Below are 19,942 nucleotides of genomic sequence, written 5' to 3'. Positions count from 1 at the left end.
CGCGGCAGCCGTCGACCCTCTCTTTGGCAGCCGTCCCGCGGGTGTGAAATCCAGAAATCTAGTTCGCCCCACGGCTCAGGCAGTCGCCGTCCAGCAGCCTCTCAAAGGGTTCAGTTTCGACTTCGCCTTGAATGCCCACGCAGGCCAGCGCCAGTTGGGCAACGAGCGCGCCTTTCATGGCTCCGTGCATCTCACGCCCTTCGTCAGCGAAAAATCCTTCAAGAGCGGTTGCAATCCAATCTTGCGGTCTGCGGTCCATGTAACTCTCCACTGGAGATGGGCGGAATCGCCCTGGATCGTGATTCTGGGAGCGGCTGTATGTCAAAAGCCGGCGGGCATTTGTTAGTTGGACCTAATCCATGCTGACCTGATTGAGCTATCCCGCTGAATTGGCGCATTCGGAAAGGGCCACTCCAGTCCAAAGGCCGCATTGCCGATGAGCAAATAGCCTTGCGCACCGTCACGTGTGATTTCTAATCTTGAGAGGTCGTCCTGGGACAAAATGCGGATCTCCTTAGATCCTGGCTCTTTGATACCCGTCTTGTCGTTTGCGATCCAGGTACGCACCGGAGCCGTCGTCAGCCTCTCCTCGCAAACGCGCTTGGCGTCCGCGCCAGGATTGAGGCGAAAACATACTAAGGTGCCGATGAGTTGAAGGAGTTCCGCGGGTGCGTGCTGGCCCTGGATACGCGAGAGTTGTTGGAAGTTTTGCAACCCGACCATCGCGCGTACGCCGAGCGAGCGACCGACCTCTAACAATGGCAAAAAGCTCGACGAAATCGGTCCGAGTTGCGCAAACTCGTCGAGCAAGAGCCACACGTCCGGCGGATGGGAGGCATGTTGGTCGCCTGGATTCCGATCTCGCCGTGTTCCGACAAGGTGTTGCGCAATCACTTGGACGGCGGAGCCGATCCATGCTGTTGATAAGGCGCCGAGGTCAGGGGCCCTCTGCAGTATCAAGGTCCGGAAAGTTGGGTTGGGATTGTCGAGCCATTCCGTCAGAGACATTTGAAATTGCGGCCTGAGGCCGCCCCAAGCCGCCGCCAGCGGCTCGATCAATCTATTGATAGGCGCCATCAACGTGGAAACATAACTTCCGGCGTTCTTCGTGAAATTCTGGTCGCCATCGAGCGACGTGAATCGCTTCGCTACGGGATGAAAGCGGCACGCAAAATCTTTCAGAGCCGCATCATCAAGTTCGAGGGCTGCTTTCAAGTCGGGCCAGCCCCATTCCGTTCTTCGCTCATGTTGCAGCGTCTTGATGATCCCGACAAGAATCTCGCGGGCCCCTTCGGCCCACTGCGGATCATTGCCAGCTGCCGCGACCAGCAATGTGGATAGCTCGCGCGCAAGGACGGTACCGACGATGTCCCGTCCAATTGCCCAACCCCAGGATCGCGCGTCGTGAGGCGCCAGCAGAATAAATTGCCCAGGCCAACGAGCCGTCAGATCACCCTTCACATCGTGGCCAATGATGTGGCACCTCCGTTTGAGAAGCTGGAAAATTACCTGCCAAAACGCGACAGTTTTTCCGCTGCCAGGCTCGCCGACGACGGCCAACGAGCGTGCCTCTTGTTCCTTGGACAGTGGGATGCCGGGGCAGATCTCCAAGCCCCGGCCGGTCCGTTTGATTCCGGCGAGTAGTGTTGAATTGGCGTTGGCGATAGCGTCCTTTCCTTCCGACCAGGGCGGGATGTCCCTATCGATCCATTTCGTTCGTAGGCGGCGGGGTGTTTGTCTCCTGCGCCACTCGGCGATGGTAACTGCGGCGAGGAAAGCGGCGGCGAACACGATTCCGACACGCCCGAAGAAGGATAGCGTTAGCCCTCCACGTTCAAGCACCTGCGCAACCGTAATGTTGTCGAGTTGAAAGCCGACCGCCTCGCACATCGCGCGGCCGAGGACGGTCAAGGCCATGGTCGATTGAGACAGAAAGGGACCGACCGAGTTCGGGAAACGAGTGATGTCGAATGCTGCTACCCAGCCCGCTGCTGACGCAGCGACGAACACGAAGCAACCCCAAGTGAACGCCTTCCAGGAAGAACGATGGCGTTCCGTGATCTCGGTTGAAGCGGCCATAGCTAACCTCCAGCAAAAATTTTCAAGAGAGAGAGGCCGATCACGATGATCGAAATCCAATAGGCTGCGGCGATCTTCATGGCGTAGCGGAGTTCGCGACTGATGAAGGCCCGGCGCGGCGCGGCCGCCGATTTCGTCACGGGTCCGACTTTGATCGGAGCACGGAGAGATTTTGCTTTGGCGGCTTGGGACCCACCTGCCCGCGGGGCTGCGACCGGCCGGCTGACGCCCGTTTCAAGCCTCTTCCAAATGGTATTTTGATCCTCCGGCGTCAGGTTTTTGAACTTCGGGTGCTGCGTAAATCTCAGCAGCTTGTCAGCCGGCCAGGAGAGAGCGATGGCCAGACCTTTGGCCGAGAACGCGCGCCAAATCGCTTCATTTGGTCCCACATCCGTCATTTCAGGTGTTTCCGAGGGTTGCGCGCCGAGCGGAGGTAGCGTATGAACGTCACTTTCGTCACTAGTGACGTTAGCAACTGGTAGCGGGCCGGTCAACGGCGCCTTTACCCAAGCCCGACGACACGTTGGCGGATACCGAGGCGTCGTCAGGCGCGGACCGGGGAACATAGGAGAAGTCGAGTGACGGTCGTAATCGTCGGCGGTGATAAGGGCGGGATCGGAAAGGATACGGTATCGGACGGGCTCTTCATCGCTGCGGTGCAACGGCAGCTGACCCCGACCATGTTCGAGATCGAGATCGAGCGCCGGATGGCGGTGAAGTATCCGAACTCAATTTATGTCCCGACCGGCGCGCCCTCGCCCGAGGCGCTCTATGCGCGGCCCGACCTCCTGTTCGCCCCGCTCGATCGGGCCGCCTCGCAGATGGCGGAGCAAGACTTGGCCATCGTCAATGCCGGGGCGTCTGTGACGACGGCCTTCATCAGGTGGAGCGAAGGCGACGTCGGGCGTGCATTTTTTGGCGACGGGGAAATCCTGCATTTCGTTTGCCTTCTCACCATGCAAGACCAAGCGCTGCGGTCCGGATTCAGCAATCTGGCTCGCTTCGGCGAAATCTATCCGCAAGCTCGCCGCACGGCCGTGCTGAACCCGGTGGTCGCGGATTTTGTGGAGGGAGATCAAAATATCGAACGCGCCATCGAAGCGGCGACCGGCAAGGCCCAGCCGATCAATGTGATAAAAATTGAGCGCATGGCCGCTCCGGCCTGGGGCTACATGATGAACCAGGGACGACTGGATCAAATCGCGAGCATGAGCTGGAAGGACCTCGTCGCACTTGGGCTGCCCGAGGCTCCTTCCATTCGGTCGGCCGGAATTTTCGAGGGCTGGCTGAAGCGGCTGCTCGCGTCTCTCGGTCCAATCCTGCCGGACGCCAAACCGACAAACCGCAAGGCCAAAAAGGAATGATGACCGAGCCCCCGGCAGGTTCTGCGGCGCGAACGCGCGATTGGCGAGCGCGCAGGCGGCAGCACCCGGGCGGTCTCACGCAGGTCATCACCTGGGTTCCTAGCGAATATGCGGCGCAGCTTCGGAAAATCTTCGCCTTGCTCGGCGACCCGGACTGGCGCGGTATTGCATACCGCAGCGTGGTCGCACCCTGGCTTCATCGCCGTCGGCCGGGCATGTTTCGCGGCGCCGGAGACGGCTACGCGATCGAAATCGACGCGCCGGAAATAGACAATGGCCGCGAACTGATTCCGATCGGCGGGCGCATTTTTGGCGCAGACCGCAGCTTCGTGGAGCTTAATCCTGTCGAAGCCGACGAGCTGAACAAAAACCTGCAGGCGGCCATCGCGGGGGTGGCGCGAGATTTTCTCGCACGCCATGGTCTGGAAAAACACCTGAGGGATCGGACGGGTGTCCTACTGCCCGACATCGCGCCGCACCATGCAGGCTATCGGCCCCCGGACATGGAAGTCTATGACGTCGATCGCCCCGAAAACGAGCAACAATATGTCGTACGCGAAGCGACCGTCGTTGCCGAGATCTGCAGCTCCCAAGAGCCGATCGCCATTGATACGGTTTCTGAAGGCATCCACGAGCTGCGCTATCTCGGCGGCGGCGGGATGCCGAGCCGCGCTCTGTTGGTGATAGGAATAAAGGGTGATCACGGCCGCACGATCGATGATCAGTCTTCGCTAATCACCCTTATCGGCCTGCCCGGAGGGGGAACGCCCCCGACCTTGGTGTTTGCCGATCTGGTCAAGACGGTACGCGAAAAATTTCTGGCAGGCCACGACGCCCCGCTGCGCTATCTCGACGTGGAGCCCAATGAATTTTCCCCGTCAGCCGCCTTGCGGATGTCGGAAGTCAAGCCGAACGACGGCGACTTCAGCGCGCTTCAATGGCTGCCGAATCCGAAAATCTCATTCGGCCTAAATTACGGCTTGCGAGCGGCCTTGGAAGACTACCGGGCTTGGCGGCGGCGGGGTCGTTTGAGCGAAGCGGACGTCGAGGCCTTGGGATCATTAGGCGACGGTGGAGGAGGGAATTGATTCCTGCCAAACATCGCATCCAATGCCGCACCGATGTCACGATCGATTGCCGCCTCACGCTCCTGTTCCGCAACCTGGCGTGCGGAGCGCTCAGCGAGCGCCGCGAGATTGTCGGCCATATTCAACTCGGTCGAAGCAGCGCGCTGCTCGTCCGCCGCGCGCGGCGCCAGCTTAATTTGTTGGGAGGGGTGGCTCCGATGCTGGCGTCTGCGGCCGCGGGCCTTTGCGCGCGCACGGGTCACCATCACCGCAAAGTGGCCCGCCGTCAGGCGTTGGCCACCACGATGCGTCACGCCGGCGGCGGCAAGATGCGCGGCGAGCTCGGTCATGGACCAGCCTGCGGCCAGCACGGTCTCGATGTGATCGAGCGCGTAAGTCACCCGACGCTGCAGCAGCGTATGGGTGGACCTTCGCCGTAGCGCTTCGACAATTTCACCTAAAGGCTTCTCGGTCTCGCTCATGGCCGAAGCGTAGCAAAAGCGTAATAAAAGCGTAAGAGCATATTTCTTGAAGTGTCCAATCCATTGAAGTAACGAAGGAATCATCGTAGTGCGAACGAGGAAGCTTGAAGATAAGGCTTGGGGCAAGCCATGCGCGGTAATACCGCGCCGACTTGCGGAAGGGGGCGCCACCCCCGTTCGATCCCCCAGCTTCAGCGTAGTTAGCCGCCTCCTGGCCGAAGGAGGCGGGTGCGCAGGTTGGTCCGAAGTTGGCTCAGGCGGCTGTCATGGCCGGTTCTGAAAAGCGCCAGCGAGGTGAACTTCTTCAGATTCGTCTCTCCAATGAAGAGTGGACAAAAATCTGGGAGGACGCCGACAGGGCCGGGCTCTCGGCGGCTTCGCACGCCCGCAACGTGCTCCTGGCGGCCAAGACCATTCGGTCGGTGCGGAGGCCGCCAATCGACCGGACCGCCGTGGCGCAACTCTTGGCAACGCTCGGTCAGGCCGCGACCGAGTTGCGCACGCTGGCGAGGCCGTCCAACGCGAACGAGGACGATCGCAAAAAAATTGCCGATTGCCTCTCGCAAATATCCGAAATGCGCAACGCGTTGATGAACGCGCTGCGCCGGCAGCCTTGATCGTCGCTCATGATCATCAAGGGCCGTTCACGCGCAGGACCGGACGAATTGGCCGTCCATTTGATGCGGGTCGATACCAATGAGGTAATGGAAGTCATCGAAATCCGCGGCACGGTTGCATCTGATCTAAAAGGCGCGTTCCGGGAAATGAGCGCTGTTGCAGCGGGCACCCGCTGCAAACGCAATCTCTATCATGCGTCAATCAACGTCCGTGTCGAAGAGCGCCTCGAACTCGAGCAATGGATGTATTCGATCGATTCGCTGGAGAAGCGGCTGCAGTTGCTTGGGCAGCCACGAGCAATCGTGATGCACAAGAAGCATGGCCGGGAGCACCTGCACATCGTCTGGTCCCGGATCGACGCTTCAAAAATGTGCGCAATTCCGGACTCGCACAACTACCGTGCTCACGAGGAGGCCTCTCGCGAGCTGGAGCGAGTCTTCGGCCATCAATATACGCAAGGTGCCCACGTCGAGCGCGACGGCCTCGCCCGGCCAAAGCGAACTCATTCCCACGCGGAACAGCAACAGCGTGACCGTACGAAGGGCAATGAAATAGCCTCCATTGTCTCCGAAGTTACAAGCCTGTGGCGCTCGACGGACAATGGAATGTCATTCCAGGCAGCATTGCAGGAAAAGGGCTATGTGCTCGCGCGGGGCGACCGTCGAGATTACGTCATCGTCGACCGCCAAGGCGGAATCCATTCTCTCGCGCGCAGGATCGAAGGCGTACGCGTGGCGCAGCTGCACGCGCGGCTGCAAGATTTGGACGTTCAATCTCTGCCTTCGGCCAAGGAGGCCCGTGTTCAGCAGGAGGCGCGGCTCGCGGCACAGCGTCCGGCCCCTGCCGACCTGCAAAGTCCGCTGGCAACCTTTCAGAACCTTCTGCGAACGCGGTCCTATGTGACGGAGCAGGACCTGGAGCAGGCCTTCGAAGACGTCGTTACCCGTAAGTTGGCGATAAACCTCATTCGGGAACAATCCGGCACTCTTAGATTGTATGAAGCTGCAGGCGGTCAGTTCGTCGGTTACACGACCCGAGACGTATGTATGCAAGAGAGCGCCACTGTCGCAGCGGCCCGCCGCCTGGCGACGACTCAGCGCTCGCCGATCGCTTCAAACCATCTTGAAGCGCTCCGTGAATGGGGGCTTTCGGAGGAGCAGGCCATTGCAGCGCGTCAAATTCTCTCTGGCATGCAGCTCAGTGTGCTCATTGGGCGGGCGGGCACTGGAAAAACCGCGGCACTCAATGCAATCCGTCTCTTAGCTGAACGCGATGGCTACAAAATATGCGCACTCGGGCCGACCAACGCCGTCGTGGCAGACCTCAAGGATGCCGGCTTTGCACGCGCTTCGACGATCCACTCTCTATTGTGGTATCAAGACCATGCTCCCCATCACTCCAACGCACAGTTTGCACGCAAGACCTTGATCGTGTTGGACGAGGCGGGCATGGTGGATACAGTCAGGCTGCAAAGGCTCCTTGCGCTTACCGAGCAATCCAAAGGCGACGTGCGCCTCGTCATGGTCGGCGACGATCGACAGCTTGCCAGCATTGAACGCGGCGGAATTTTTGCCAACCTGGCCCACGAAATCAACGCCGCGAAGTTGTCGACTGTCCAACGGCAGAGGAAGGATTGGGCGCGTCGCGCTTCCGAGGCTTTCTCCGAGGGCCGCTTCCGTGAAGGCGTGGAGGCATTCTCGGCCCAGGGATGCATTGCTTGGTCGACATCCCTAGATGAAAGTCGTGCGGCTCTTATCACTCAATATCGGAACGACACGATTTCCGCGCGGGGCAAGCGCTTCGTCTTTGCCTATACGAACGAAGAAGCGCGACGGCTGAACGATACGATCCAGGCTCTCGAAATCGAACGCGGGCGCGTCCGCAGCATCGGTCATTTCGAGACCGGTAGCGGTACGTTAAAGATCGGCGAGGGTGATCGCATCGTTTTTCGCAGCACCGACAAGAAGCGCGGCATTGTGAACGGCTTGTTCGCTTCGGTGCTCGCAATCGAGAAATCCAATGTGACGGTTCGAACCGACCGCGGCAAGCTAATCGCCATCGATCTTTCGAAAGGAGATGTTGCGGTGGACCTGGGATACGCCGGGACGATCTATCGCGGCCAAGGTCGAACGCTAGACGAAGTGTATCTCTTGCATACCCATCACTGGCGCGATGCTGCGAGCTATGTCGCTCTCACCAGATCTCGGGGGACTACGCGCGTATTCGTCTCGAAAGATCAGGCGCGAAACCTCGATGAACTCGCGAGACAGTTTAGCCGCCAGAGCCGTCGCGGAACGACGCTCGACTTCACAACAGCTAATCCGGAGGCGTCGGCGTCGAAGGTCGCCACGCTGCAAGACTCGAAAATCAATGCATCTGATCGCGTTAGTAATTCTGAGAGAGAAAACTAAGGACTAAATCTCGCGATAGGCGCACGCGGCGCTGATCCGGCCTGGCACGTCATCGAGGCCGTGAATCCATAAAATCCGCCGAGCGGACGGCTCGCGAGAGCCCGCTGTGCCCCGGGTCGCTGCCAAGTGTTCCGATAGGGTAACATCAATGAGAAAGCAATGATCAGAGGTATCTGGCAAGAATTGAGGTTGGTCTGGTTTGTCAGGCGATTGGAAATGCGCATGAAATCATTCGCACCAACGCTAAGTCCCGTCGAGCGACTTGTCCGCTTCAAATACTGCCTCGATAGATTATCCAGAAAAAGTCTTCGGCAGCGAAGCAAAGGATCATTCTGCGTCAACTTCCGGGGTGGCCCACAGCAGCAGTATGCGTTGGATCCAGTCGCCTGCGCGGGGATCTTTCTGAGAGCGGCCGATGGCGAAATAGAAAGTGAGGCAGCGTTAGTCGATGCCAAAACTATGGTCGGGTCAAATTGGAGGGTGTATCCTGCGTTACCCAGCTTAGACACAATTTCTAGCCTAAACGAGCAGCCGGTCGGCGTTGGAAACTACTGCGGTGTAGTGAGGGTCGGCCCAACGCACCTTCACATCGTTCTTGAGGGCAAAAACCGCATCCGATGGTTTCAAATTCATAACCAAGCAGTGCGTTGTCGCTCAACGCAGCTCGTATTTGGCCAACTCGTTCTCGCCCGAGATTTGCTCGGGCATTGGTATCTAAAAACGTGGTCGGGACAGTATGAGGTGATACCGTTTCCATTCCTGATGTTACCCATTATTAGGTCCATGCCCTTTCGAACAAGAAGCGCGCGCCTGTGGCGTATCGGAATTATGGCTCGGCTGATAACCTATAAAAACATGTTCAGCAGCTTCAATAAGGCGTAGCCGCTTCAGGAGTGTGATGACCCGAGGTGCTGGGCCCTCATTGAGGCTGTCGGACGGCATTTTGCATTATCTGCGCCGCGCGCTCGTCCTCGTCATCGGAAGGAAGCGCCGCCTTTGCCGCAAGCCTTCTGCGCGAGCATGATTCGAGTTCGTTGCTGTCATCGCCAAGTTCGTAAATCTGCTTTTCGACCCGTTAAGGCCTTCGGAGCTTGGCCGGAGCGCAAGTTCAGCAGCGATCTGCGTCATGACCACTGCGTAGTCTTGGCGATGGCTTGAAACATCCCAGCAGCTCCCGCACTAAACGGATTGAGAGCTTCCGCATTCGCCTTTGCCCACTCGACCCATTCCTTTAGAGTGCGGTCACCGATCACAATATCAGCCTCATCGGCCAGTCGAGCTTCGATCTCAACGAGAAACTTCAGCAGTATCTGGCGCTCATCCCAATTGACGGCGTACTCGCGAAACTTATTCCAGCGCTTTTCATTGATTTCCCGCAAGCGACGGGCTTCGTAGCGGCGCGTTTCCTCCTCACGGTGTCGTTTCTCCTGCTCTTCGCGCTCGCGCTTCCTCTTCTCAAGGATCGGCCCTGCAGCCATTATCTGGCCGACAAAGGTCGGTATGAGTTGAGCAATTTTGACTTTTTGGGTTTCGACCCACTCAGGCCGCCGGCTTTCCAAATAGGTCGTGATGCTGAGCCGCAAAAAGCCTGAAGAATCCAGTCCCGACTTGCAATACTCGGTGAAGGCGGTCCATTTGCGCTGCTCCTCCCATTGCTTGAGAGACTGCACCATCTTTTCAACGATTGAACACTCGACCTGATGTCCGTCGATCAAGAACGTCACCTTGCCCGAAGCTGACGATTTCTCGATCGTGCCACCAGCCTTTTCGACAGCGTAAAATATCGCGCTGCTCGCTCTGAAACGGTAGAGATCGCGCTCTGTGAGGTCAGGGATCAGGGGTGATGCCCACCCGAAATCCCGACGGCGATTCCTGTTTTCCAGCTCGCGCTCTTTCTGCCGTTTCTTGTGGCCGGCGATCCAGGCCTGGACCCTTGGATGAAGGTGATCGTTGCTTTCGGGCACCGCGATTTCGCGAATGCGGTCGGCCACCGCCTCTGCGGTCTGTTTTTCCGCCGGGGAAGGCGCGGGTTTTGGCGGCGTTGGGTGGATGTCTGCTGTGCTTGGGATTCCCTCCCTCTGCGGTGGAAGCTTGAGGGTAACGACTGGCTTTCCCGCCTCCTTCTTCGACCAGTGGCCTCGCGGAGGGTAGGGCACGTCCAGCCTGTCGCAGACCTTGGCCAAACCGTTGCCGGTGATCCCGAATTCCGCGGCCAGCCGGATCAGCGGCTTCTCCCAAACCATCTTGTACAGCTCTTCGCGCGTAACGCGCCGCGCATGCGAGGGTGTCGGCATTTCCACCGCTTGTTCGCTCCAAGGTAGATCGTTTTGGTGAACCCTCGGGCAGCTTGCTCCAGACGAGACGGAGGCCGCAAGCGTGTCGTGGTCATGGGCCGACAGACCCGTCGAGGGACGACGCTCGATTTCTCGATCGGTCAAAGTTCGTCGGATTTTGAGCAGGCGTCATCCCCGAGACCCGGTGCCAAAACACGGCACCATACGATGTTGAGAACGAGAGCTGACTGCGGGACGTCAAATCAAATCGCTGGGCCAGGTTCAGACTCCGTGCGGAGCTACGGCTGAGAGCAAGCTTTGAGGAACGCCGTCATCACTCAAGCCGGCTTTTCAGCTCAGCGCGACGCGGTTGTAGTCCGATGCGGTTACACCCGTTGCCCTGAAAAAGAACAGACATGGAACAAAGATTCTGGAACCTTGCTCTTGCGTTATTAAACTTATAAGCCTATAACAATTGGCGACGGCAATTAAGCCGCTTACAAGGAGTTATAAGTGCCTATGGTTGCGATCTCAAATTCCAATTTTTCACGCCTCCAGAGCCACGCCACGCCCCTTGTCGATGACCTCGACAGCGTCCTGGCCAAAATTCTGGATGTTTATGAAAAGACGACTGGCGCGAGGCCTGCGCCCGCCTCGGTCGGGGAGGATGAGGACCTCTCGGTGAAGACCTATCCGGTCGAGAACCCGCCGCTCCTGACGTACACCAGCCTCAGCAACATCCTGATCGACGGCAAGGCGTTCGATAAGAAGTACTGGAACCCGGTACTGTTCGAAGTCATCCGCCAGGCGACGGTCAAGATGGGGTTTGACGCGCTCAAGCCGCACCTCGACGTCAACTACAAGGACAACGAGGTCACGGGCTTCGGCGAGTTCATCAAAGAGGCGGGCATCACGGTGCAGGGCCGCGACGCGAACCTCTGCTATCGCTCGATCATGAAGGTCGCCAAGGCCGCCAAGATCTCGGTCACCATCGACTTCTATTGGCAGGAAACCCCCAAGGCCGCGCATCCTGGCCGTGCGGGTCGCTTCGTATACGACGGCAAGTGATCGCAAGGTCATTGTCACGCAAAAGGGCCTCGGCGTCGCCGGGGCCTTTTTCGTGTACGCTCGGCATGGGCATTGACTTGGAGGTGGAAGTCCTCTCGTGGGGGTGGCCGAAGAGCGCCTGCCGGTGATCCGCGGTGGATCCGAGTCTGGAGCTAAATGCAGGTCTCAGGCAGATCGCTCCTTTAGAACGCCGCCGGCAACGCCCCATCAACTCTGAATCGACTTTCCACGCTGGTCGGCCCCGAGGGTGTTGACCGCGGCCGGCGGCCGCGCGATTCTGCGCCGCTGACCGCTATGGTAGTCCACGGCATAGTCGTCAGTGTAGTCCGTAACCCGCCGGCTCGCGTTGTTTTATCGAGGTAATTGGCGGATGGACGAAAATTGGTCGAGGAGTCCCTCCGACCCCACCGGTTAATTGAGGCGACGCTTGTCAGGCCGGAACTGACCTTTCAAGCTACATGCCGGCAGGCGATCCGCGTCCGTGACCAGTTGTTACCCAACCTCGAATCAGCGCTCACGCGAAAGCTCTAGCTATAACGCACTGGCGCGTTTCTCAGTGCCGCTGCTGTGAAATTGATGAGATCCACGTTTGCATTCAATAAATCATTGCGGGTTAACTCACATTGCACATCAACCTCTACTCCAAAACCCTCGATCGGTATGCCTGCATTGAAACCTGTGCGCAGGGACCTGCGCCCGGCAATCGTGACCGTGAAGCCGCCGGGCAATTGAGACAACCCGCCATCCACTGCGTCGCTCCAGGAAACTAATTCATTCCAGGCGAATACATTTGCACCCCCGCCGCCGGTCGCCGGATCAACGCCGACCACCAGTCCTACGCCATTGTCCGCAAAATCCGCCGCGAAGAAATCGCTTGTGCTGTACGCGAGCGCGTCAACCACCAGCGCAATTTTTCCCGGATATCGATAAGCCGGCAAATTGTCGTAGCTAGATAAAGCGTACGCTTGCGAGTAATCCAAACCAGTAAGTGTGCGCAATTCAATCGATCGCCTCCAAATCCGGAACTCCTCTAGCTGTGTGAGTTTCAACGTGCAATCGGTGCACCTAAACTCGACGGGCGAGGGCAATAGTGGTTTAGCTGTAAGCACTCTGAGGAGCTTCTGACCCGCGGGAATCAATCCGCCCGGATTGTTGCGGATGTCGATGATCAGCATATCTTGGGGCAATGACGCCAAGATAGATGCCATCTTAATTACAAACGCGACATCGTCTGAAACGTCGAAGCTAAATATACGCACGTAGCCAACGGGGCCGGTGGTAGTTTCGATTTTCCCGTACCGCAAATTGCCATCTGTGATCAGCTCGAAGACCGGTTCGGCACTTACTTTGGGCACGCGCTGAAGGAAGTCATTCGTATGCAAAAGTTGGTAGTCGGCGCCCTGCAAGGCCGCGCCGTAACCATCCCTGACCAAGGTTGGGGCGGAGTTCAATGGCACGCCGTACGCGCAGTACCAGGGGGTCGATATGGACCGGAGTTCGCCAGAATGGAGATAAGTGAGAGTGACCCAGTCCTCAATCGGTATAGGTGAAAATGCGAGAGGTCGCTGGGTCAGGTTCACGATGGCGAGCCGTAACCTTGAAGCTTCATTTGCTCCATTGGTCTGCGCAGCAAGTGCCGCCACGTATAGATCGATCGGCACACCGTTCCAATGGGTAATGCATGCACCTAACGGAACGCTCGTGTATCCGAAGAATTGCTTCGTCACAATATAAGTTGGTTCGCCATTTGTCGTGTAACGTTCAATCATGAATGGAACATAGGCCGTAGCGCCCTGCCACGGCTGCGGCAAACTGATAGTTGTGTGACGGTCTTTCAACGCTTGTACAATGCCGAGCAACCGTTTCGAAAAGTTGTACTCGTTTGATGTTCTTAATATTGTAAGTGCCTGCACCGGCTCGACAGCAAGACTGGAACGCTTCTGCGGAAGATGAACGTAGTAATGCTGGAGCGCTCGCGCGAGCTCGTTGCAAATAATGTCTCGAACTGTTTTTTCCGGCTCAGCGTGCCATCCGCGAATTGCAGCGAGCGTGCAATACCCGAAATCAATCATCCGCGCCTCTAACAATAATCGCCCGATATTGGGAAACGTCAAAGAGGACGGCCCAGCATGAACTCCCCGACTGAACCTTCCATCAGATAATCTTCGCCCGTCATGCGACAGAATCGGTCGCTGTTCCCGATCCCGAGAGCGCAACCCGCGACATTCATCGATGTAGCTACCAAATACATCGTCTGATATATCGCGCCCACATTCTTGAGTTGGGTAGCATATGCCATGCCGCGATATTTCCACCCGATACGATGAAAGCGACTCGCGATCGTAATCAGGATTTGCGGTCGCACCATCCACGCTGCCGAAGCGCTCGCTTCGTCAAGTAACAGCTCCATATCTGCGGTTGGACCAGATATCAGGCAAAGCCCGTGATTTACGCCATCATAGTAGTAGAACCCGCGTGGGCAGTCGAGGCACGCATCAATAGTGACGTAAAATTCCTGCTCATAGAGGCCGCCTCCGTTCGCGTAAGGGCGGCTCAGTAGTTCACCAAATGCGGTCGGTACGATGTGACGCGTTCGAACAGTTCGAAAGAGGAATTCTCCTAGTTGCGTCAGCGAGAGAGGAACTATGCTGTGCTGTCGTATTGAGCGGCGTGTCTCTATCGCTGCGGTTAAGCTGATATCGACTCGGCTCAAACCTACAATGTCAGGTCGAGGAAGGGCATAAAAGGAGCCAGCCCAAGGATTTTTCTTTGCTGCAGGGAGTGGATCGATTTCGCCACGGAAAGCGTACGACCCCCCCATTTTCTGTGTCGTTCGGCCGAGTCGGCTAAGCGAGTGAAACAACAAATCGTGGAGGTCCCATTGCCGGCATTTTTCTTCGTGAGCCTCTAAAGGCTTACCGGAGTACTCACATGGAACGATAATCTCCGCGCGGGCCAGCATTCTACATGCATGCATTACATAATCGTCCGGCTTGCAAGCCGGAAGAGACGACGGGACCCTTGCAGTGTAAAGGATATCACAGACTGTGTGATCGCTGATCTTCAGCCAACAATCTGCCAGAGGGCTTCGAGCAATCAAAAGGCCATCTGAGTAATGCATGTACGCGAAGCGCGAAACCTGCCATGTGCACTCTAGTGATATTGAGTCCAGCCGAAGCTTGAAGTCATCACGGCACGGAACAAGAATTAGTTTGTCGCAAGTATGCCCCGCATGGAGCTCGACCGAGCCTGACCGAGCCATCGCTTCGAGGATTTCAATTAGATCACTATCACAGCCATCTAACGGTATGCCATCTTTTGACAATCGATCAATAATATTGACGCAATGTGAAGTTTGACGTCTGTTCAAGGAAATTGTCGCGTCCTGGATAGACGCCAACTTGGACAAGCGAACAGTGGCCGCTGGTTGCCGCACGTCTGCACGTCGCGTCATAGAAACATTACCGTCGGATTGAGCTCGAGCTCTGCTTTTGCGTTTTCCAGCCAGCCTTCTGTGACGGGAACATCGAAAAGTCGACCCGGCGCGTAACGCGCCCAAAAGTGACGCATCCCCGGAACGACTATCTTGACTACTGGAAGCCCGATATCGGGTCGGGTCTGATCTAAAATCAATATTTCCAAGCCCTTGCCTTCTATTCTGCTAAAGAGCTCTAGAAGCAGCTTCGTAACCGAGCCAGCTGGAGCACGCGGCAAGTCTTCGAGACGAACGCTGGGCAGCGTCGATGTTAAATATGGCTGGTTGTCAACGGTCGCGGTTTTCCACCATGTAATGGCATCTTGATCCGCAGTGCCGTATCGTGTGTGCCCATCCTCGCCAATATCGAGGACGGCGGGCATAAATTGATTCATCTCCGTCAAGGCACGGGAAATCGCAATACGTGGGTCGAAATGGGCGCCGAACCCCATAACAATATCTCTCGTTGGTCCGGTTTCACGTTGACTAACAGCAACAGCAACGGGCACTTTGAAATCGGATGTGACATCGAGTACCCAGAACGTCCTGTTTCGCGCGCCATAAAATGTCCTCAGCTCGTCGATAAAGGGGTCATTCAACGAGTCTAAGTCGACGCGACTTCGCGTTAATCTGTTCGTCCACCAAATTGCAACTGCGTCGCGTTCGACCAGCTCTAAAGCACCTTGCAGTGCTGCGTCTTCGAAATAACTGCCAGCTGCCGCGCCATTTGAGTCAGCCCAAGCGAAGGACAACTCTGCCGATTGCGGAAATCCATAGTACATTAGACTTGTGGGCAGATACTTGCGCCGACCTTCAGTCCACGACCATATCGGTGACCAGCTTATCACGGCATCTTCATCAAATGGTATCGGGACCATTCGATAGAAGCTACGTCGCGCGAGCCATTCATGTCGCTCGCGGTATTGGGTCTCACTAAACTGCATCACAGTGCGCGGGTCGACAGCTTCGTCCTTTAGCTGCTTCAGAGAGGCAAATATTTGCTCTTCCTCTCCACGATACACGCCAGAATATCGTTCGAGCGCTTCACAGAGAGCACTTGTGCGCGCTTGAGCTTCGCTCCTTCCTTTTCCGGAGCTATTTGACCGAAGGGTATCTTTTATAAAGAGAAGGTCGTCGCCCTTCAGCGCAAAATTGTGGCCGGCTATGTAGGACTTGACGGGACCTATGCTGTTTGCAGCGGACGGAGCAACACCCTTTACGACTCCCGACACCTCGGAAATATGGTGGGCGTAGCGATTAAAGGTGGCGTCAGGATCTTCCGCTCGCACCCCGTTCTCATTTGCGGTAGACACTGTCCGTTCCGTCAGCACCACGGGACGGCCCGCAACGCGCGCCACAGCCGGCGTGCCGCAGATTTGGCATTGCGGTCGGCGGGTCACATGATGTGCTCGCTGCTCTCCCGTAAGCACATTGATGGTATGAATGCGTGACTCGAAATGAGAGTTTTCGCCTCTTGCGAGCCAACGCATCATTTGTAATATCGTCAGCGATATGGCTTGGGTTTCACCGAGCGGAACAGCAGCTCTGCTGACCGGGAAATGCGCACTACGACCAGTGTGCTCTTTGATGAATGTCTCCGCATCGCGATTCTGGCGAAGCCGACTTTCTAGGCATGCCCAGCAAGGCCCACGTCCTGGTCGGAAAAACGGCCCGACCATCGGCATGAGACCCTGCGGCTTCATCAAGATCCACGGTCGACCTAAGGAGTGGTTTCGGCGATTGATTTCATCAAGTCCAGGGTTCTGGTAGTCATCCACTATGACGAGTAGAAGAGAACAGTGCGGCGTATCGTTAACCGAAAAGCCGGAAAACCGCAGGTAGTTGACCGCCGCGTTAGTGTCCGCATCAATTCCGACCACGTGGAGCGGATTAGAAGCGATGAGGGCGGCACCGCGCCTCGCATCAAGGCCAAGCTCGCTCCAAAAGATCTGAAATGGGCTTAGGTGAGGCTCAATTGCCTCCTCGAGATGGTTGCATCGATGCAATACATCAAGCCCTGCAAGGACGGCATCGCGCCCCAGCAAAGGATCGAGCACGGTTACTATATCAAGCCAACTATTGTGACCATTGAGGAGGGGAACGATTTGGAACATCGTCTCGCCCTCCAGTAGATGCTTTTCATTTTCGGAAAGGAGGAAGATCCCGTGCCCGTGAACGATCTCAACGTGATATTTTGACTTGATGACCGGAAATCGGAACATTCAAAACACCCAACGTTCACAAGCAACGGGCCGATTAGCTGCCGTCTCCAAGCCGCGGCACGGAGAAAAGCTGTTCAATCCGCGTCCGAGGGAACACAAAAGCACCTCTGCGACCCGGGAGCGGATCGCAGTTTCTGCGTCGTGTGTGTGGTCCAGGGAGGATTTCCGAGGAGAACCAAACTTTAGGATTTGCCCGGGCCGAACGACCCGTGCGTGGCGATCGTCCCAACTGTCGGCGATGTGAACGCGGTGCCGGCTGTGAAGGTCGTCCCGCCGGACAACTGGGAAGAGCTGCCACCCGCCGCGCCGATTGACCCGTGCGTGCCGATCGTTCCCATCGTGGGCGATGTGAACGCGGAGCCGGCTGTGAAGGTCGTCCCGCCGGACAACTGGGAAGAACTTCCGCCCGCGGCACCGAACGACCCCTGCGTGGCGATCGTCCCAACTGTCGGCGACGTGAACGCGGTGCCGGCTGTGAAGGTCGTGCCGCCGGACAACTGGGAAGAGCTGCCCCCCGCCGCGCCGATTGACCCCTGCGTGCCGATCGTTCCCATCGTGGGTGATGTGAACGCGGAGCCGGCTGTGAATGTCGTGCCGCCGGACAACTGGGAAGAGCTGCCACCCGCCGCGCCGATTGACCCCTGCGTGCCGATCGTTCCCATCGTGGGTGATGTGAACGCGGAGCCGGCTGTGAATGTCGTGCCGCCGGACAACTGGGAAGAGCTGCCNCCCGCCGCGCCGATTGACCCCTGCGTGCCGATCGTTCCCATCGTGGGTGATGTGAACGCGGAGCCGGCTGTGAATGTCGTGCCGCCGGACAACTGGGAAGAGCCGCCCGCGGCGCCGATCGACCCCTGTGTGCCGATCGTTCCCACCGTGGGCGATGTGAACGCGGTGGCGGCTGTAAAGGTCGTGGCGCCGGACTGCGACGCGGCAGATTGAGCAGAAGCCATTTCGATCCTCCTGATGGTCGTAATCATTTCGTTGAGAGCTGACCGGAAATCCGCAACAGACAAGGACTTGATGCCAACGTCTTTCAACTTTCCCGCATCTGCAGCCCGTATCTCTTGGCCGAAGTCTGCGTTCTCGATGGCACGTATCGCTAGAGACGCAATTAGAAGCGCGTCCTGAGAGCGCTCCTCCGAGTTAATTTCTGATGGTCGTCCAGCACTTTCAGATTCCGCGCTTGGAGCGGCTGGCGGTTTCTCTGTTTCACTCTTCAGATTTGGATGCTTTGCCATGTCTGCACCCCAAGAAAAAATGGCTCACCGACACGGCTCGCCAAACAAATTCGTGAAATCACTTTATAAGTTAGTTTCTGTTTAGCGCTACTTAAGCCTGTGAGTCAAGAGTTGCGTGTGCCGCAGCGCGAACGAACGCTCAAGATGCACCGCGCCGCCATGGGGCCTCGGCGATGCGGTGCCGTGCGCGTTCGACTCTTAGAGCCTGAAACACAGATATCTTCCGGGGCTCTCTCGCGCGCCAACCCGCAAGGAGCGCCTGCAATGTGCGAGCGAGCCTCGTATTGTAAAACGTCAGCTGCATGCGCTGGGACGTTGTCCTGTAGCACTGCGACATCGCCTATGCGGTTGGACTGGGAAGAGCCGCTCGAAAGCGGCGAGAAGCGAGGCTAGTGAATGTGAATATCGTGATCGTCGTTGGTAGGGTTCACGATCTCCCATATCTCGGTCCTCGGCCGGCCAGTGACGTGGGAGCAGTGCACGGTCGGCATCTCGGAAAAGACCAAACTCGTGCCGCTCGATGGCTCGCCGAACTCTATGGTTTCGAGCGCCGAGGTGGGATGGCCTGTCGACAGTGGGCGCCTGGATCCGAAGCGCGTTACGAACGGACCCAATAGAATTGCCCTACATCCTGTTCGATGAGCGGTAAACCTTGCCAAAAGTTGCCGGTTGCGCGGCATTGACTGCGGCGCGTCTTCGCAGGAGGGTAGTCGCCTAAAGTAGCCTGCAAAGTAGCCCGCTGAGTATCCCGTAACCGCCGCGAAGCAGATGTGTTCGAGGAAAACCGGCGGATGTGCGGAAATTGGTCCAGGAGTCCCTCCCTCTCCGCCAGAATGCTATCTAACAATTTGATATTGCTGACTTATTGCGATGGCTGGCAATGCGGTCCCCAAATTGGTCCCCGACGCGGCCGAGCCTAATCAATTGAATGATGAGGTCCGCAAATAAGCACCGGCTCACTTCTCGGTTCGCATGATGCTCCGCGAATGATCGCCGTGAGCGGCTGGTCGGTCATCGCCTCCTGACCTATACCGCGACGGCGGGCTTCGTCGCGCGCTTGCCGAAGTCGCTGGTGACTTCATCACTTTATGATGCTTCCCCCACTCGATTGTAGGATCGCCGCACCTGCGGCTCGGAAAATTTGCGCTCAGCGATGCAGAAAGATTTCTTCGACAGCGTCGGTCAAAACGCGAAGAACTCACCGTCAGCAAATCTAAAGCGCGACGAGATTTGGTTGAATCATCGTCGCGCTTTAGGTCTTTGATTTGAGCATGATCTTTCGGAAAACCGCTACACACTTTTCCGGATCATGCTTTGGTCCGCTGTAACCTCCTAACAGCGGACAGGGTTGAAGTGTCGCCCATCTTCGGCTGCGGGCCATGTGTGGACGGCTCCGGGTTGGCAAGAAGAATCTTCACTTGCAGCGTTGGTCGGAGCAGCCATGTGTTCGGCCTGTTTGCGCGGTACTCATGACCGCTGGCCATAATGCCCTCCGCGGATCAGGTCCCGGTCAAAAGCACGCATTCGATGATGCTGTGGCCCGAGTGGGTTGTCCTGATCGCCGGATCGACCGGCACTGCATTAAGTGCTGTTCGTCTTCCCAACCGTTACGTCACACCGGTTGCCCGGTGTAATCTCGTCT

The 19,942-nt window shown here is 57.3% G+C and carries 13 protein-coding genes; 5 read left to right on the top strand and 8 right to left on the bottom strand.

The genetic code is table 11. The features are described 5' to 3' along the window. Positions 1 to 58 precede the first annotated feature (58 nt). The 3 genes from A3AI_RS0106270 to A3AI_RS0106260 form a co-directional block, all read right to left on the bottom strand. Complete coding sequence (locus A3AI_RS0106270; RefSeq protein ID WP_024514754.1) at positions 59 to 259, bottom strand: hypothetical protein; 201 nt, start codon at positions 257 to 259, stop codon at positions 59 to 61. Between the two features lie 83 nt (positions 260 to 342). Continuing rightward, positions 343 to 2,079, bottom strand: coding sequence for a type IV secretion system DNA-binding domain-containing protein (locus tag A3AI_RS0106265; RefSeq protein ID WP_024514753.1), 1,737 nt, complete (start codon positions 2,077 to 2,079; stop codon positions 343 to 345). A gap of 2 nt (positions 2,080 to 2,081) precedes the next feature. Next, the gene (locus A3AI_RS0106260; RefSeq protein WP_024514752.1) at positions 2,082 to 2,477 is read right to left on the bottom strand and encodes a hypothetical protein; all 396 of its coding nucleotides are present in this window, start codon (positions 2,475 to 2,477) and stop codon (positions 2,082 to 2,084) included. 180 nt (positions 2,478 to 2,657) lie between these two features. On the opposite strand from A3AI_RS0106260, the gene A3AI_RS0106255 reads away from it, so the two are divergent. Further along, on the top strand, positions 2,658 to 3,443 hold the full coding sequence (locus tag A3AI_RS0106255) for a hypothetical protein (RefSeq protein WP_024514751.1): 786 nt from the start codon (positions 2,658 to 2,660) through the stop codon (positions 3,441 to 3,443). Continuing rightward, positions 3,440 to 4,531 (top strand): hypothetical protein, encoded by a 1,092-nt coding sequence (locus A3AI_RS0106250; protein WP_024514750.1) that lies wholly within the window; start codon positions 3,440 to 3,442, stop codon positions 4,529 to 4,531. Before A3AI_RS0106255 ends, A3AI_RS0106250 begins: the two co-directional genes overlap by 4 nt. On the opposite strand, the gene A3AI_RS47285 is transcribed toward A3AI_RS0106250, so the two are convergent. After that, positions 4,444 to 4,992 carry a hypothetical protein gene (locus A3AI_RS47285; RefSeq protein WP_156927666.1) on the bottom strand — a complete coding sequence of 183 codons (549 nt, stop codon included), beginning with the start codon at positions 4,990 to 4,992 and terminating at the stop codon, positions 4,444 to 4,446. The genes A3AI_RS0106250 and A3AI_RS47285 overlap by 88 nt on opposite strands. A 266-nt stretch (positions 4,993 to 5,258) precedes the next feature. Between A3AI_RS47285 and A3AI_RS42335 the strand changes: the two genes are divergently transcribed. Beyond that, positions 5,259 to 5,609: a plasmid mobilization protein gene (locus tag A3AI_RS42335; RefSeq protein ID WP_024514748.1), complete on the top strand. Its 351-nt coding sequence runs from the start codon at positions 5,259 to 5,261 to the stop codon at positions 5,607 to 5,609. Positions 5,610 to 5,618: 9 nt separating this feature from the next. Beyond that, the gene (locus A3AI_RS45165) at positions 5,619 to 8,021 is read left to right on the top strand and encodes an AAA family ATPase (RefSeq protein ID WP_024514747.1); all 2,403 of its coding nucleotides are present in this window, start codon (positions 5,619 to 5,621) and stop codon (positions 8,019 to 8,021) included. A gap of 1,124 nt (positions 8,022 to 9,145) precedes the next feature. On the opposite strand, the gene A3AI_RS0106225 is transcribed toward A3AI_RS45165, so the two are convergent. Next, positions 9,146 to 10,315: a hypothetical protein gene (locus A3AI_RS0106225; protein ID WP_024514745.1), complete on the bottom strand. Its 1,170-nt coding sequence runs from the start codon at positions 10,313 to 10,315 to the stop codon at positions 9,146 to 9,148. A 498-nt stretch (positions 10,316 to 10,813) separates the two neighbouring features. On the opposite strand from A3AI_RS0106225, the gene A3AI_RS0106220 reads away from it, so the two are divergent. Continuing rightward, positions 10,814 to 11,362, top strand: coding sequence for a T4SS efffector SepA family protein (locus A3AI_RS0106220; RefSeq protein ID WP_024514744.1), 549 nt, complete (start codon positions 10,814 to 10,816; stop codon positions 11,360 to 11,362). A 527-nt stretch (positions 11,363 to 11,889) separates the two neighbouring features. Here the strand turns inward: A3AI_RS0106220 and A3AI_RS0106215 are convergent. The 3 genes from A3AI_RS0106215 to A3AI_RS0106205 form a co-directional block, all read right to left on the bottom strand. Continuing rightward, entirely contained in the window at positions 11,890 to 13,434 is a 1,545-nt protein-coding gene (locus A3AI_RS0106215; protein WP_024514743.1) for a S41 family peptidase, read from the bottom strand. Positions 13,435 to 13,472: 38 nt separating this feature from the next. Continuing rightward, positions 13,473 to 14,624, bottom strand: coding sequence for a SagB family peptide dehydrogenase (locus tag A3AI_RS48690; protein ID WP_502685735.1), 1,152 nt, complete (start codon positions 14,622 to 14,624; stop codon positions 13,473 to 13,475). A 188-nt stretch (positions 14,625 to 14,812) separates the two neighbouring features. Then, entirely contained in the window at positions 14,813 to 17,059 is a 2,247-nt protein-coding gene (locus tag A3AI_RS0106205) for a TOMM precursor leader peptide-binding protein (RefSeq protein WP_024514741.1), read from the bottom strand. Positions 17,060 to 19,942 lie beyond the last annotated feature (2,883 nt).

The sequence above is a fragment of the Bradyrhizobium sp. Tv2a-2 genome, assembly GCF_000472425.1.
GTDB lineage: Bacteria > Pseudomonadota > Alphaproteobacteria > Rhizobiales > Xanthobacteraceae > Bradyrhizobium.
This window is presented reverse-complemented; position numbering and strand designations above follow the sequence as displayed.